16 protein-coding genes are annotated in these 15136 nt (G+C 72.1%); 7 read left to right on the top strand and 9 right to left on the bottom strand.

Features of this window, described 5'->3' with window-relative positions:
* Window positions 1-17: 17 nt before the first annotated feature.
* Window positions 18-218 carry a hypothetical protein gene (locus tag KSNIM_RS17615; RefSeq protein ID WP_263104164.1) on the bottom strand — a complete coding sequence of 67 codons (201 nt, stop codon included), beginning with the start codon at window positions 216-218 and terminating at the stop codon, window positions 18-20.
* A gap of 160 nt (window positions 219-378) precedes the next feature.
* Window positions 379-1218 carry a hypothetical protein gene (locus KSNIM_RS17610; protein WP_263104163.1) on the bottom strand — a complete coding sequence of 280 codons (840 nt, stop codon included), beginning with the start codon at window positions 1216-1218 and terminating at the stop codon, window positions 379-381.
* Window positions 1219-1376: 158 nt separating this feature from the next.
* Here KSNIM_RS17610 and KSNIM_RS17605 point away from each other — a divergent pair, with 158 nt between their 5' ends.
* Window positions 1377-1559, top strand: a complete 183-nt coding sequence (locus tag KSNIM_RS17605; RefSeq protein ID WP_263104162.1) for a hypothetical protein — start codon at window positions 1377-1379, stop codon at window positions 1557-1559.
* A gap of 35 nt (window positions 1560-1594) precedes the next feature.
* Here KSNIM_RS17605 and KSNIM_RS17600 read toward each other — a convergent pair whose 3' ends face one another.
* Both KSNIM_RS17600 and KSNIM_RS17595 read right to left on the bottom strand, forming a co-directional pair.
* Window positions 1595-2308, bottom strand: coding sequence for a phosphatase PAP2 family protein (locus KSNIM_RS17600; RefSeq protein WP_263104161.1), 714 nt, complete (start codon window positions 2306-2308; stop codon window positions 1595-1597).
* Between the two features lie 192 nt (window positions 2309-2500).
* Window positions 2501-3550 (bottom strand): NlpC/P60 family protein, encoded by a 1050-nt coding sequence (locus tag KSNIM_RS17595; protein WP_263104160.1) that lies wholly within the window; start codon window positions 3548-3550, stop codon window positions 2501-2503.
* A gap of 249 nt (window positions 3551-3799) precedes the next feature.
* Between KSNIM_RS17595 and KSNIM_RS17590 the strand changes: the two genes are divergently transcribed.
* The 5 genes from KSNIM_RS17590 (at window position 3800) to KSNIM_RS17570 (ending at window position 9281) form a co-directional block, all read left to right on the top strand.
* Window positions 3800-4150, top strand: coding sequence for a hypothetical protein (locus tag KSNIM_RS17590; RefSeq protein ID WP_263104159.1), 351 nt, complete (start codon window positions 3800-3802; stop codon window positions 4148-4150).
* 113 nt (window positions 4151-4263) lie between these two features.
* Window positions 4264-5088 (top strand): hypothetical protein, encoded by an 825-nt coding sequence (locus KSNIM_RS17585; RefSeq protein WP_263104158.1) that lies wholly within the window; start codon window positions 4264-4266, stop codon window positions 5086-5088.
* Window positions 5078-6343, top strand: a complete 1266-nt coding sequence (locus KSNIM_RS17580; RefSeq protein WP_263104157.1) for a hypothetical protein — start codon at window positions 5078-5080, stop codon at window positions 6341-6343. The genes KSNIM_RS17585 and KSNIM_RS17580 overlap by 11 nt, the downstream gene beginning before the upstream one ends.
* Window positions 6344-6346: 3 nt before the next feature.
* Window positions 6347-7921 carry an SCO6880 family protein gene (locus KSNIM_RS17575; RefSeq protein WP_263104156.1) on the top strand — a complete coding sequence of 525 codons (1575 nt, stop codon included), beginning with the start codon at window positions 6347-6349 and terminating at the stop codon, window positions 7919-7921.
* A 49-nt stretch (window positions 7922-7970) separates the two neighbouring features.
* The gene (locus KSNIM_RS17570) at window positions 7971-9281 is read left to right on the top strand and encodes an ATP-binding protein (RefSeq protein ID WP_263108003.1); all 1311 of its coding nucleotides are present in this window, start codon (window positions 7971-7973) and stop codon (window positions 9279-9281) included.
* Between the two features lie 28 nt (window positions 9282-9309).
* Here the strand turns inward: KSNIM_RS17570 and KSNIM_RS17565 are convergent, their stop codons facing one another.
* Both KSNIM_RS17565 and KSNIM_RS17560 read right to left on the bottom strand, forming a co-directional pair.
* Window positions 9310-9567: a hypothetical protein gene (locus tag KSNIM_RS17565; protein ID WP_263104155.1), complete on the bottom strand. Its 258-nt coding sequence runs from the start codon at window positions 9565-9567 to the stop codon at window positions 9310-9312.
* Window positions 9564-9749 carry a hypothetical protein gene (locus KSNIM_RS17560; RefSeq protein WP_263104154.1) on the bottom strand — a complete coding sequence of 62 codons (186 nt, stop codon included), beginning with the start codon at window positions 9747-9749 and terminating at the stop codon, window positions 9564-9566. Before KSNIM_RS17560 ends, KSNIM_RS17565 begins: the two co-directional genes overlap by 4 nt.
* A 186-nt stretch (window positions 9750-9935) precedes the next feature.
* Between KSNIM_RS17560 and KSNIM_RS17555 the strand changes: the two genes are divergently transcribed.
* Complete coding sequence (locus tag KSNIM_RS17555) at window positions 9936-11741, top strand: bifunctional metallophosphatase/5'-nucleotidase (protein ID WP_263104153.1); 1806 nt, start codon at window positions 9936-9938, stop codon at window positions 11739-11741.
* Between the two features lie 82 nt (window positions 11742-11823).
* Here the strand turns inward: KSNIM_RS17555 and KSNIM_RS17550 are convergent, their stop codons facing one another.
* From KSNIM_RS17550 to KSNIM_RS17540, 3 genes are all read right to left on the bottom strand, one after another.
* Entirely contained in the window at window positions 11824-13332 is a 1509-nt protein-coding gene (locus KSNIM_RS17550) for a sensor histidine kinase (protein ID WP_411543732.1), read from the bottom strand.
* Window positions 13329-14105 (bottom strand): response regulator transcription factor, encoded by a 777-nt coding sequence (locus KSNIM_RS17545; RefSeq protein WP_263104152.1) that lies wholly within the window; start codon window positions 14103-14105, stop codon window positions 13329-13331. Before KSNIM_RS17545 ends, KSNIM_RS17550 begins: the two co-directional genes overlap by 4 nt.
* A 92-nt stretch (window positions 14106-14197) precedes the next feature.
* The coding region (locus KSNIM_RS17540) for a S1C family serine protease (protein WP_317634028.1) at window positions 14198-15136 on the bottom strand (939 nt) is incomplete at its 5' end.

The raw sequence follows: 15136 nt of genomic DNA, 5'->3' as shown, positions 1-15136 counted from the left end.
GACCGGTGCCGCCGCCGTCAGCCGGCGGGCGACCGCTCGGCGTCACCCTGTCGGGGTGCCGCCGTCGGCACCCGGTCGAGCAGCACCCGGTCGATCTGCTCGGTGGCCAGTTTCTCGTCGGAACTGGTCGATGCGGCGATCATGAGCTCGCCGGCCAGCTCGATCTCGTCGAGCGCGGTCTTGTCGTGGCCGCCCGTGCGGCCCTCCGAGGACGCCACCTGCACCACCCCTCCAGCGCCGCCTCCCGGCCAGGGCGGCGGTACCCCGTCCTCCAGGGTAAGGAGGAGCGGGGCCCCACCGTATGGCACGGACGGGTCATCTCTGCGGCCACAGGCACTAGGGCCGGCGGTCGAACCTCGGCTGCAGGCCCCCGGGCCGTCACTTCGCAGGTGCCGAGGCCTTCGGCGAGTAGACGTCGGCGGAGGCCGGCTCGGCCGCCTGCACCGCGGCGCCGAAATCGGCCAGCGATGTGGTCGAGACCACCTTCACCTGGTCCTTCGCCTCCTTGGACCCCGCCACCCCGGCGAAGGCGAAGGTCTCCACCGCCTTGTGCACCCGCCCCTGGGCGTCCAGCCACACCTCGTACGGCACCTGCTTCGCCGTGAAGGTCTGCGCGGCCATCCGCAGGCCGTCCGCTCCCCGGCCGCCGGTGGCCTCGGCCGCCTTGGCGAGGTCCAGGGTGCCCTTGTAGTGCTTCAGCTCGGTGCCGTCGACCGTCTCGGTGCCGACCAGCTCGGCCGTCTCCACGCCGCGCAGCGCGCCGGCGGCACTGGCCGGGTCCGTCGCGCCGCTGCTGACCAGATTGCCGTCGGGGAGCTGGCGCACGTCCAGCCGGACCCACTTGCCCGCGGGCACCTTGGCGCCGCTGTTCTGCAGGTAGACGGTGCCCGGCAGGACGATCTCCCTGATCGTGCCGGTGGTGGCGGCGCCGGGCGGCACGTTGATCTCCAGCGTGCCGATCCGCTTCACGTAGTCGTAGCCGCCGGTGCCGTTGAACACCGCCTTCTTGTCCGCCGACTCGGTGACCAGCTCGGTGGTGGTGCGGGCCGAGCCCGTCCGGCCGGTGATGTCGGCCGCGGAGCGCACCGCGGTCAGCGGGTCGGCGGAGAGCACGTCCGCCGAGCCGCCCTGAGGCTCGGCCCCGCCGCCCGAACAGGCGGACAGTGCGGCCAGCAGTGCCGCCGCCGCGGCGGTACGGACGGGCTTCAGCTTCTTCACGATCGACACAACCCCCTCGGGCCCCGATGCCCGGCAAGCAGCCACCCCGGGTGGGCAGAGCTCTCCAGGGCCCAACGAGCCCGGGCCGCAAGGGTTACGGCCGTCCCGGCGTACGGAGTCGTGCACGCGCCCCCGGTCGGCGCGTTACGGTGAAGCACGTGTCCAGCGACGTCCCGGCGGAGTCCGCACCGGCCCCGCCCGCCGCCCACCGGGTGGCACTCGAAGAACGCGGATCGTTCTGCTTCGCCAGCTGCAGCTGCGGATGGTTCGCGCCGGGGCGGCGCTCCCGCGACCGCGCCAGACGGGACGCCGACGAGCACGAACGCGACGGCCGGGCCTGACCGCCCCGCGGACGGCCGGACCGGGGCGCCGGGACTCAGGCGGCCAGGTCGGACTCCGGAGCCGGCTGCCCGGCCGCGACCGGTTCGCGCCGACGGCGGCTGCGGCCGTCACCGGCACCCCCGCGGCCGGGCCCGCGGGCCACGACCAGCGGCGCGGCCGCCGTCCTGGTGAGCGCGTGGCAGAACGGCACCAGCACCGCCATCGCCAGCGGCGCCAGCAGCAGCACCACGGCGGTGGCCAGGGCGAAGCCGCCGATCACGTCCGTCGGGTAGTGCACGCCCATGTACATCCGGCAGAAGCCCTGCAGCAGGGCGAGCGCGCCCGCGACCAGGCCGAGCCGGCGGTTCACCAGCAGCAGGGCGACGGCGATGCCCATCGACATCGCCGAGTGGTCGCTGACGAAGGAGAGGGTGCCCTCCTTGCCCTTCACCAGGACCTCCAGCTCGGGGTGGTCCACGAAGGGGCGCGGCCGGTTCACGATCGCCGAGATCGGCAGGTTGGCCAGCTCGGCGATCGCCACCGCCAGCGGCGCCCACAGCAGGCCGGCCACCGCCACCGGGGCGTCCGGCCGCCGGCGGGCCTGCAGCCAGGCCGTCACGCAGACCGCGGCCAGGCCGAGCAGGATGCCGTACTCGCCGATCCACGAGATCGCGGAGTCCAGCCAGCCCGGGGCCGAGACGGCCAGCCCGTTGACCGCGCGGAGCAGGCCCAGGTCGGGGTTGCCCGTGTCGGCGAGCAGCGTCGACACGCCGCACCTCCCTCTCTGTGTCCGGTGCACCGATCCGGTGCGCCGCCTGCGTTCCTCCGGGTACCGGCCGGAGCTCGGTCCGGTACGGAGCAACAACGTCCTGAGCAGGCCGAAGGGTTCCGCGGAGATCGCGCGTCACGGAAAATTGACTCACCGTCCACCGCCCGCCCACATGCGGGGCAGGCCGGCGGCTCAGCTCTGCGCCGGGCCCTGGCCGCCGCTGATCGTACCGTCGGCGTTCCGGACGGGCAGAGCCGCGGCACCGTCCGGGGTGACCCGGGTGGCGCCGATGTAGTCCCGCTGGTCGATGGTGTCGTAGCGGATCACCGCGCCGGTGTGCGGGGCGTCGATCATGTAGCCGCCGCCGACGTAGATCCCGACGTGGTGGATGGACCGCGGATCGTTCAGGTCGTTCGCGAAGAACACCAGGTCGCCCGGGCGGAGTTGGTCCCGGGAGGGGTGCTCGCCGGCATACCACTGGTCGTTGGCCACCCGGGGCAGGGTGATGCCGACGCTCGCGAACGCGGCCTGCGTCAGGCCCGAGCAGTCGAAGCGCCCCTGCTGCGAGGGCAGGCCCTCGCCGCCCCACAGGTACGGCGTGCCGAGCTTGGTCTGCGCGAAGTAGATCGCGCCGGCGGCCTGCTGGGACAGCCCGATCGCGGTCTGCGGGGCCGGCGCGGTGAAGCTCCTGGCCAGCGACTGGATGTTCTTCACGTAGCCCTGGGTCTCCCGGTAGCCCGGGACCCCGCCGGCCTCTATCACCGCGTACGGTCCGGCGTTGTAGGCGGCCAGCATGTTCGCCTGCCGGTCGCCGGGCACCCGGGAGACGTCCTTGGCGAGCGCGCAGTCGTAGGTGGCGGCCGAGGCGATGGCGTCCGCCGGGTCCCAGATGTCGCGCCGGCCGTCGCCGTTGGCGTCCACGCCGTAGCTGGCCCAGGTGCCCTCCAGGAACTGCGCCATGCCGTACGCCTTGGCCGGGCTCTTGGCGGTCGGGTCGAATCCGCTCTCCTGGTACAGCTGTGCCGCGAGCATCGGGGGTGAGATCTCGGGGCAGAGGGTGCCCCATTTCTCGATCAGCGGCCGGTACGCGGCCGGCACCGTCCCCGACGAGATCGCGAGGTTGTTGGTGCTCGACCGGGGCGTCCCGCTGGCGGCGAAGGTCCCCACCGTGACCAGCCCGACGAAACCGACCGTCACAACCGCTGCAGCGGCGGCCGCCGTGCCCGCTGTGCGGAGTACCATCAGCACCATCCCCGACGTGGCGTCAGTCGCGAGTGTTCCGGAAGGCGTTGCTCAGCGCAATCAACCCAGATACGAAGAGTGAGCGGTATCCTTCGTACGGTGGACATCCTGTCGTACGTGTCCTGTGCCTCACGACCAATCCGCGAGATATAGCCAAGTCGACATCAGATCTGGCCAAGAATAGGTCCTGCCCCTTCGCGAAGCCGTGTTCCGGGGCCTTGAATTTGCCTGATCGGGCGGTGAGATGGAATGAACCTGAGCAGCGTGGACAGCAAGGTGGTCGGCTACCTGGCCGAGGACCCACCCAAGAAGGCCAACATCGACACCATCATCGGCGGCATCGCCCCGGACTGGGGACCGTTCGCCAGCCTCGGGTCCGAGGCGCGGGTGATGGTCGAGGTCGTGATGGCGGTCGCCATCCTGGCCTGCCTCGCCATCGCGGTCTGGGGGGCCGCGAAGCAGCGCATCGGCGCCACCGCGATGCGCGACACGTTCAGTGCCGAGCAGGGCAAGGGACTGATCATCGCGGGATTGACCGGCGTGTTCATCATCGGATCGCTGGGCACCCTGTTCACCATTGTCTACGGCATGGCGATCTGACGATCGTACGGATCGGATAGTCATCCCGGCGGAGCGGCCATGCGACTCTGCCGGCACAGTCGTGTTCGCGTCACCGGGGCCCCGGCGGGGCCCCCAGCACCAGGAGGGCCGCCGTGCCGTTGTCCGACGACCAGCCGCACACCCGTACGCGGCTACCGGTCGGCGAACAGCCCTCCCACCAGATGACCGCACGTCAGCCGCGTCCGGTCCGGACCCTGCTGACCGTCCTGCTCGTGGTCACCCTGCTGGTGATCGCGGTCTCCATCGCCAACCGCGGCAAGCCCGACCCGGGCACCGCCGGCAGCGGCACCGCGGCCCCCGGCTCCGGGGACGGCGCCCAGGCCGGTGCGGCCGCCACCGCGCCGAGCGGCACCAAGCCCGTCGACACCACCGCCAACGGCATCGCCAACGGCTTCCCGCACACCGACCAGGGCGCCCAGTCGGCCGCCGCCAACTACGCGACCGCCCTCGGCTCCGCGGAGATGTTCCAGACCGCGAGCCGCCACACCATCGTCGACACCGTCTCCGACCCCACCGCCGCCGGCGGACTCCAGCAGCGGCTCGACACCGCCTTCACCGCCGAGAACAACGGCCGCTTCGGCCTCGACGCCCAGGGCCGGGCCCCCAAGGGCCTCACCTTCGTCAGCCGCACGATCCCCGTCGGCACCCGCACCACCAATTACGCCGACACGGCGACCAAGGTGGAGGTGTGGTGCACCGGGCTGCACGGGCTCGCCGGCGACGGCTCGACCAGGCCGGTCTCCCAGGACTGGTACACCCTCACCGTCACCATGCGCTGGAACGGCAGTGACTGGAAGGTGACCGACTTCGACCGGGCCTCGGGCCCTGCCCCCGTTCCGGGTGATCAGCAGGCGGCCACGGCCCAGCAGATCACTGACGCAGTCCAGAGGTTCGGAGGCTTCCGCTATGCGCGGTGACGGTTCGACCAGATCGTTCGTCCGGCGGGCCGGTGCCCTGGGCGGTGCACTCGCCGTCCTGCAGGCCACCGCGCTGATCACCGCCCAGCGGGTGTTCGCCGATCCGTCGCCCTCGCCGACGCCGTCGTCCACCTGCGCGGCGCAGAGCGTCCCGCTGCCCGGTGCGGGTGGGCAGTGCGCTCCGCCCGGCGCGGCGGTGGTCGGGGGTGACACGGTCGGCTCCGTCACCGACCCGCTCGGGTCGCTGGCCAAGGGGTGTGCGCAGGCCGCCGCGTGGGTGGTGCGCAAGCTGTCCGGGGCGATCGACGGCACGACGCAGGTGGACTTCACCAATGCCGCCTTCCTGCAGCAGTACGCCGTGGTGTTCGCCGGTTCGACGGTCATCACGCTGGTGCTGTGGCTGCTGGCGGTGACCAAGCGGGCGGTGCGCGGTGCCCCGCTGGCGCAGGCGTTCTCGGAGGCGATCGGCTTCCTCTGGCTGACGGTGGTGGCCTCGGCGTTCACCCCGCTGATCCTCTACACGGTGGTCTCGGCCACGGACGGTCTCACCGCGGCGATCTCGGCCGGCACCAAGTCGGACACCGGCACCTACCTGGGCGGCTTCGCGGACACCCTGGAGAAGGGCTCCCTTGGCGGCGGTCCGCTGATCCTGATCATCGTTTCGCTGGTGGCCGTGCTGGCCGCGGCGGTGCTCTGGATCGAGCTGCTGATCCGGGCCGCAATGCTGTACGTGGGCGCGCTGCTCGGCACCGCCGTGTACGCCGGCCTGGTGGACAAGCAGTTGTGGAAGCACGTCCGCCGGTGGGCCGGCCTGATGCTGGCGGTGGACCTGGCCAAGCCGATCATCGTGATCATCCTCGGTCTGGCCGGCGCGGTGGCCACCGGTGCCGGGGCGAACGACGACTTCGCCCGGGTGCTCTCCGGGCTCGCGATCCTCTTCCTGTCGATCTTCTCCAGTGCGGCCGTCTACCGCTTCGTGCCCGGCTTCGGCGACGAGTTGCAGCAGGTGCGCCGGGCCCGGGCGAGTGCGGTCAGCGCCGGTTCGGCGATGATCAACGGCCCGGCGAACCTGGTCAAGCAGGGCATCTCCGCGCACGGCTCGCGCGGCGGCCCGCAGGCGGCCAACGCCTCCTCCGGTGCCGGCGGCTCCGGCGTCGCGCCGGGCATCGCCGCGCACGCCGGCCGCTCCGCGGCGCCCGCCCAGCCCCCCGTTCCGGCCCCCGCCCCCGCCAGCAACCCCACGAAGGGAGGGTGACGGGTGAGCAGCGAACCGCTCGGCCAGTTCGGCGCCCAGTACGCCCAGCCGTACGTGCACCAGCGCCGCACCTACCTCATCGGCAAGTCCCGGCCGAACGCGCCGATCGGGCGCAACCGGGAGTCCGGCGAGATCGTGCTGATCATCTTCGGCGCCTTCCTCGGCATGATGTGGGGTCTGCTGATGCCGATCCTGCCGCTGCGGATCGCCGGCCTGGTCGGCTTCCCGCTGCTGGCGATCATGGCCGTCTACGTGCCGTACCGCCGCCGCACCTTCTACAAGTGGGTGGAGATCAACCGGACCTACCGGCGGACGGTGCGCAGTGGCCGGGCGGTCTGGAAGTCCGACGTGATCGACGCCGGCACCCGGCTGGACGGGCGCGAGGTGGAGGTCGGCCCGCCGCCCGGCGTCGGCCGGCTGCGCTGGCTCTCCGCGCCGTTCGGGCCGGACGAGGTCGGGGTGCTGATGCACCTGGAGCGCCGCACCGTCACCGCGGCGATCGAGATCGAGGGCCCGGGCGTCGGCCTGCGCGACTCGGAGGACCAGGAGGCCCTGGTCGACCGGTTCGGCACGCTGCTCAAGCACGTGGCCAACGGCGACGGCTTCGTCACCCGGCTGCAGATCCTGGCCCGGACGCTGCCCGCCGACCCCGACGCGCACGCCAAGGACGTGGAGCGCCGCGGCGACGACAAGGCGCCGCGCTGGCTCAAGGAGTCGTACGACCAGCTGCAGTCGATGGTGTCGACCTCGTCCGAGCAGCACCGCGCGTACCTGGTGGCCTGCATGCACTACACCCGCGACCTGGCGGCCGAGGCGCACGCCATGGGGCGGACGGCCGACGGCCGGCGGCAGCGCGACGACGAGGGCCTGGCGACGGTGATGGCCCGTGAGCTCACCGACATCTGCGCCCGGCTGGCCGAGGCGGACATCCGGGTCCGGCAGCCGCTGGGCCAGGCTCGGCTGGCCTCGCTGGTGCACTCGATGTACGACCCGGACCACCCGATCGACCACATCCAGGCGATGAGCCGGCGCAACGCCTGGCCGGCCGAGCTGGACGCCACCCACCCGCAGCACCTGGAGGCGAAGACCCGCGAGTCGGCGACCCGTGAGCCGTGGTGCCACGCCACGGCCTGGGTCAAGGAGTGGCCGCTGACCCCGGTCGGCGTGAACTTCCTGGCGCCGCTGCTGGTCCACACCCCGGACGTGATCCGCACGGTCGCCGTCACCATGGACCTGGAGCCGACCGACGTCGCCATCGAGCGGATGCTCACCGAGAAGACCAACGACGAGGCCGAGGCCAACCGCGCCGCCAAGATGAACCGCACCGTCGACCCGCGCGACCTGGCCCACACCGGCCGGGTCGACCAGCGCGGCGACGACCTCGCGTCCGGCGCTGCCGGCGTCAACCTGGTCGGGTACATCACGGTCTCGGCCCGCACCCCCGAGGCGCTGGCCCGCGACAAGCGGACCATCCGCGCCTCGGCCGGCAAGAGCTACCTCAAGCTGGAGTGGTGCGACCGCGAGCACCACCGGGCGTTCGTCAACACGCTGCCGTTCGCGACCGGCATCCGCCGCTGAGGGAGGGGACCCCGTGATCGGCAACCTCACCGACGCCTTCACCAGCCTGATGTTCGGCAAGGTGGAGACCACCCGTCTGCCCGTCCGCACCTCCACCGGGCAGGCCCAGGCGGTCTACCTGCCGACCGCGGCGCCCGGTCTGGGCGACTCGGGCGTCATCATCGGCCGCGAGGTGTACAGCGGCAAGGGCTACGTCTACGACCCGTTCCAGCTGTACGGCCAGCAGCTGCCGGCTCCGCACTGGCTGGTGCTCGGCGAGTCCGGCAACGGCAAGTCGGCGCTGGAGAAGACCTACGTGCTGCGCCAGCTGCGGTTCCGTGACCGGCAGGTGGTGGTGCTGGACGCGCAGGGCGAGGACGGCGTCGGCGAGTGGAACCTGATCGCCAACGCGCTGGGCATAAAGTCCATCCGGCTCGACCCGATGGCGGCCCGGGACGGCGGGGTGAAGCTGAACCCGCTCGATCCGTCGATCACCACCACCGGTCAGCTGTCGCTGCTGCGCACCATCATCGAGGTGGCGATGGGGCGGGCGCTGGAGGAGCGGGCCGGCTTCGCGCTGAAGGCCGCGCACGCCCATGTGCACGCCACGGTGAAGGACCGCCAGCCTGTGCTGGACGACATCATCTCCACCCTGCGCAGCCCCGACCTCTCCTCGGTGGAGTCGCTGGGGGTGCCCGTCGGGGACGTGCAGTCGTGGGGCCTGGACGTGGCACTGGTGCTGGACCGGCTGGTCGACGGCGACCTGCGCGGCATGTTCGACGGGCCGACCACGGCCGGCATCGACCTGGACGCGCCGCTGATCGTCTTCGACCTGTCGCACATCGACCGGAACTCCATCGCGATGCCGATCCTGATGGCGATCGTCGGGGTCTGGCTGGAGCACACCTGGCTGCGGCCGGACCGGGTCAAGCGCATCTTCCTGGTCGAAGAGGCCTGGCACATCATCAACAGCCCGTTCGTGGCCCAGCTCTTCCAGCGCCTGCTGAAGTTCGGCCGCCGTCTCGGCCTGTCCTTCGTGGCGGTGGTCCACCACCTCTCGGACGTGGTGGACGGGGCGGCCGCCAAGGAGGCCTCGGCGATTCTCAAGATGGCCTCCACCCGCACCATCTACATGCAGAAGGCCGAGGAGGCGAGAGCCACCGGCCGGGTCCTGGGCCTGCCGCGCTGGGCGGTGGAGATCATCCCCACCCTGTCGCCGGGCATCGCGGTCTGGGACGTCAACGGCAACGTGCAGGTGGTCAAGCACATCGTCACCGAGGCCGAGCGTCCGCTCGTCTACACCGACCGGGCGATGACCGAGGACGCCGTCGCGGAGCGTCAGCGGGCCGAGCAGCAACTCGCCTCCGAACCGATGATCTGACCGCTCCGGGCCGTCCGGTCGCCGAGGCTCACCGGAGTCCCTCGGCGGCTCCGGCCGCCAGCACGCCGGTCGCCGCCGCGGCGGTCAGCAGCGATGCGGCGCCGGTCTGCCACGGCCCCCAGGAGGACAGCAGTCCCACGGTCAGGGCGTGCGCGCACCCGTACCCGGCGGCGAGTGTCGCCGCGCCGCGGTCACCCCGGGCGTACCGGGCCGAGGCGTACAGCGCGAGGCCGGCCGGCAGCAGCAAGGCCAGACCGCAGAGGAGTGCGGGCCCGGCCTCGATCATGCGGACGAACTGCTCCTCGCCGTCCGGGTACCCGGACGCGTCGCGTGCGCGGCGAGCGGTTGCAGCACCAGGGCCGTGTACGCCGCGGCGCCGAGGGCGGCGGTGAACCAGAGCACCGAGGAGGCGGTCAGCAGCCACCAGGCGGTCAGGCTCGCGGGACGGGTCCGGGGTCGGTTCTCCACGGCGGCGACGCTACGGCCGCTGCCCCGGCGGCGCCTGAGTACGGCTGCTCAACATCGTGTCAGCTGCTGGAAACCCTCTCGTTACGTCAGAAGACCTGACAGCTACGCGCGTTGACCCTAGGCTTCACGGGTCATGCCACGATGGCCCCGGCGTCTGCCGGGCCCCAGACGGTACGGGGTACCCTCATGTCCACATCCGGTCAGAACGGCAGATACCGCCGTACGGCGCTCGCCGCGGCCGCGGCCGCGGGCCTGCTCGGCACGCTGCTCGTGCCGAGCGTCGCCGAGGCGCACGGCCACCACAAGCCGAAGGTCGAGGACCTCCAGCTCCTCGCCATCAACGACTTCCACGGCAACCTGGAGCCCCCGGCCGGCTCCTCCGGCACCATCAAGGAGGTCGACCCGGCGACCGGCCAGGTGGTCTCCACCCCGGCCGGCGGTGTCGAGTACCTGGCCACCGCGCTGCGCGAGGCCCGCAAGGGCCACCGGAACACCCTGACCGTCGCCGCCGGTGACATCGTCGGTGCGAGCCCGCTGCTGTCGGGCCTGTTCCACGACGAGCCGACCGTCGAGGCGATGAACAAGCTCGGCCTCGACGTCACCAGCGTGGGCAACCACGAGTTCGACGAGGGCTCCAAGGAACTGCTGCGCCTGCAGGACGGCGGCTGCCACCCGACCGACGGCTGCTACACCAAGGGCCGCAAGTTCAAGGGCGCCGACTTCCAGTACCTGGCGGCCAACGTCACCAACGAGAAGACCGGCCGCCCGATCCTCGACCCGTACTGGATCGCCGACGTGCACGGCGAGAAGGTCGGCTTCATCGGCGTCACCCTGGAGGGCACGCCGAACATCGTCACCGCCGCCGGCGTCAAGGGCCTCAAGTTCGGCGACGAGGTCGAGACGATCAACAAGTACACGGCCGTGCTGAAGCGCAAGGGCGTGAACGCGATCGTCGCCCTGATCCACGAGGGCGGCTACCCGGCCTCCACCACGTACAACTACGACTGCGGCGCGGGCGGCTCAGGCGTCTCCGGCCCGATCGTCGACATCGCGAAGAACATCGACCCCGCGGTCGGCGCGATCGTCACCGGCCACACGCACAACGCGTACGCCTGCGCCATCCCGGACAAGAACGGCGTGCCGCGTTCGGTCACCAGCGCCGCCTCCTTCGGCCGCCTCTACACCGAGATCAACCTGCAGATCGACAAGCGCACGGGTGCCATAGTCCGCCCGTCGGTCACCGCCGCCAACCACGTGGTGCGCCGCACCGTCGCCAAGGCGCCGGACATGACCAAGCTGATCGACACCTACAACAAGATGGCCGCGCCGATCGCCAACCGCCCGGTCGGCTACATCTCCGCGGACATCAACGGGCGCGGCTCCGCCGACCTCGAGAAGCCGCTCGGCGACGTCATCGCCGACGCCCAGCTGGCCGGCACGGCGCCCGCCGACAAGGGCGGCGCCCAGATGGCGTTCATGAACCCCGGCGGCATCCGCTCGGACCTGGTCTACAAGGCCTCCGCGGCCGAGGGCGACGGTGTGGTGACCTACGGCGAGGCGTTCACCGTCCAGCCGTTCACCAACATGATGCAGGTCAAGACGCTGACCGGCGCCAAGGTCATCGAGCTGCTGCAGCAGCAGGTCAGCGGCCTGAACGACGCCGCGCCGAAGATCCTCCAGGTCTCCAAGGGCCTCACCTACACCCTGGACATGACCAAGACCGGCGCCGCCCGCGTGGTCGTCTCCTCGATCAAGCTCAACGGCACCGCGATCGACCCCGCCGCGTCGTACCGGGTCGCCGCGAACGAGTTCCTGGCGGGCGGCGGTGACGGCTTCCCGGCCTTCACCTCCGGCACCAACACCCTGGTCGGCCCGTCCGACCTGGACCTGTTCAACGCCTACCTGGGCGCGAACAGCTCGGCCGCCAAGCCGCTGGCCCCGCCGGCCCGCGACCGGATCGCCCTGGTCGGCGACGGCACCGACAAGGACTGACGCGGTACCGCACGAGCCGCGGAGGGCGGGGCACCTGAGGGGGTGTCCCGCCCTCCGCCTTCCCGCTTCCCGCACGCGCGGGCTACTCCGGCGGGGTCTGCTGCCCGGGCAGCTGCAGGGTCGCCAGTGCCCCCGGACCGCCGTCCGTGGCGGGGCCGAGCGTCACCTCTCCCCCGGTGTCCCGGACGGTCTGCGCCACGATCGACAGCCCCAGGCCCGAACCGGGCAGCTGCCGCGAGGACGGCGAACGCCAGAACCGGTCGAAGACGTACGGCAGCTCGTCCTGCGGGATGCCCGGCCCGTGGTCCCGGACGGTCAGCCGGCCGCCGGTCAGCGCCACGTCCACGGTGCCGCCCGGGGGGCTGTACTTCACCGCGTTGTCCAGCAGGTTGATCACCGCCCGCTCCAGCGCCGCCGCGTCCCCGTGCACGTACCAGGGGTGCACCGTCACCTCGAAGACCAGCCCCGGCCCGCGCAGCCGGGCCCGTTCGACCGCCCGCCCGGCGATCTCGTGCAGGGCGACCACCGCGAGGTTCTGCCCGGGCTTCGGGGAGTCCGGCCGGGACAGCTGGAGCAGGTCGCCGATCAGCACGGTGAGCTCCTGCATCTGCGCCTTCATGTTGCCGAGCAGCTTGCTGCGGGTCGCCGGCGGCAGCGGCCGGCCGGTCTCGTCGCTGCGGATCAGCAGGTCGACGTTGGTGCGCAGCGAGGTGAGCGGGGTGCGCAGCTCGTGCCCGGCGTCGGCGATCAGCCGGGTCTGCCGCTCACGGGAGTTGAGCAGCGCGGTGGACATCGAGTTGAACGAGGTCGACAGCCGCGCGATCTCGTCGCTCCCGTTGACGGGAATGGTCGTCCCGACCTCTTCCGTCCGGGCGATGTGCTCCACCGCGTCCGTGAGCTGGTCCACCGGCTTCAGCGCCGACCTGGCCACCAGCCGCCCGATGAACCCGGCGCCGACCACACCGACCGCGGCGACGCCGGCGAGGATCAGCGCGAGCCGCTGCAGCGAATCCTGGACGGCGGTGACGTCCTGCGCGGTCAGCATGATCGCAGGTTCCTGGGACTGCACGAGGTAGACCTTGGTCACCCGCACCATGGCGGGGCTGCCGCCGACGAAGGTGCCGTCCCGGTAGTGGGCCGTGCTGTCCGGTTCGGTCAGGATCGAGCGGTCCGAGGAGTCGGTCTGGATGGCCTTGGTGGCGCCGATCGGCAGGCAGACCGCGCCGCCGGAGGTCACCAGCTGGTTGTCCCAGCGGTTCGGCCCGCCGTGGTCCGGTCCGCCCCGGTTGGGGTGGGTGGCGGCGAAGACCGCGTTGGCGGCCTGAGACTTGCTCAGCGCCTGCTGGGGCGTGGTGCCGCAGCTCGGGAGGGTGTCGCCGGCCAGCTGGCCGTTGGCGATGGTCCGGAAGTCGTACGGTGCGCCGGCGAGGTTGCTGCGGACCTGGTGGTAGAGCTGGTCCCTGACGAAGAACCAGCACGCGAGTGCCGACAGTGCGATCGCCACGGCGACCGCGGCGGCGGTGAGCATGGCCAGCCTGCTCCGCAGCGACCTGCCGCGGAACCACCCGGTGAGCCGGCCGACCGCCTTCACGCCGCCGCGCCGCTGGCGGGCCGCAGCGCGTAGCCGACGCCGCGTACGGTCTGGATGAGCCGGGGCATGCCGCCGTGCTCGGTCTTGCGCCGCAGGTACATCACGTAGACGTCGAGCGAGTTGGACGACGGCTCGAAGTCGAAGCCCCAGACGGCCTTGAGGATCTGCTCCCGGGTCAGCACCTGCCGCGGGTGGGAGAGGAACATCTCCAGGAGCATGAACTCCGTCCGGGTGAGCTCGATCGGCCGGCCGCCTCGGGTGACCTCGCGGGTGGCGGTGTTCATCCGCAGGTCGGCGAAGGCGAGCACCTCGCCGTCGTCCTCGGCGGCGGCCGCGCGGGCGGCGGCCTCGCTGGCGAGGGCGCTGCGGCGGAGCAGGGCGCGGACCCGGGCGAGCAGTTCGTCGAGTTCGAAGGGCTTGGCGAGGTAGTCGTCGGCCCCGACGTCGAGGCCGGTGACGCGGTCGCCGACGGCGTCGCGGGCGGTGAGCATCAGCACGGGTGCGGTGTCGCCGCGCGAGCGCATCCGGCGGACGGCGGTGAGGCCGTCCATCCGCGGCATCATGATGTCGAGCAGCACGAGGTCGGGCCGGTCGCGTTCGACGGCCTCCAGGGCCTCGAAGCCGTCGGTGGCGGTGGTGACCTCGTACCCCTCGAAGGCGAGGCTGCTCTCCAGGGCGTCCCGCAGGGCGGGCTCGTCGTCGACCACGAGGAGCCGCGCGGGGCCGGAGCCGGCGGTCTCGGCAGGGGTGCGGTCGTCGGCGGGGGGAGTCATGGGCTGCGGCCCTTTCTGGCTCTCGTGGGGGTGCTGCTGCGGGGGTGCTGTCATTGTCCTGCCGGAGGCGCCCGGGTGCGGGGAGTGTGCGGTCACAGGTTCCGGCCGGACTGCATGTCCGGGAGGACCTGCTTGACGGTGTCGATCGGGATGGCGAAGCCGAGGCCGACGCTGCCGGCGCTGCTGGAGTCGGCGGTGGAGTTGGATCCGCTCGCCGAGTACATGGCCGAGTTGATGCCGATGACCTGGCCGTTGGCGTTGATCAGCGGGCCGCCGGAGTTGCCGGGGTTGAGCGCGGCGTCGGTCTGCAGCGCCTTGTAGGTGGCGGAGTCGCCGGTGCTGCCGGAGCCGTTGGAGCCGGAGCCGCCCTGGTAGCCGGGCAGCTGCGGGAAGCCGAAGCCGCCGTTGCCGCGGGTGGTGCCCTCGTCGACCTGGACGGTGACCTCGCGGTTCTCGGCGCTGATGATGCCGGAGGTGACGGTGCCGGTGAGGCCCTCGGGGTTGCCGATGGCGACGACCGGGTCGCCGACCCGTACGCCGGAGGAGTCGCCGAGGACGGCGGGGGTGAGGCTGCTGACGCCGGAGGCTGTGATCACGGCGACGTCCAGGGACTTGTCGGTGCCGGTGACGGTGGCCTCGGCGGTGCTGCCGTCGTGGAAGGTGACGGTCATCCGCCCGCCGTCCACCGCGCCCGCCGTCACGTGGTAATTGGTGAGGATCTGGCCCTTGGCGGTGAGCACGATGCCGGTGCCGGTGGCCGTGCCGCTGCCGTCCTGCACCGTGATCTGGACGACGCTGGGGGAGACCGCGCCGGCGATCGCGGTGACGTCGGCGGTGCCGTCGGACTTGGCGGCGACCGGGCTGACCACCGTGCTGGTGGCGGCGGCCGTGCTCTCGCCGGCCTTGGTGACCACGCCGCCGGCGACCCCGCCGAGCACCGCTGCCACTGCGGCGACGGCCGCGGCCAGGGCGAGCCGGCCGCGCAGGAAGCCGCGCCGGCCGCTGCCGCCGGAGCCGTCCGACGCGCCGGC

Origin of the sequence: Kitasatospora sp. DSM 101779, from assembly GCF_025655475.1 — a bacterium.
Taxonomy (GTDB): Bacteria; Actinomycetota; Actinomycetes; order Streptomycetales; family Streptomycetaceae; genus Kitasatospora.
This window is presented reverse-complemented; position numbering and strand designations above follow the sequence as displayed.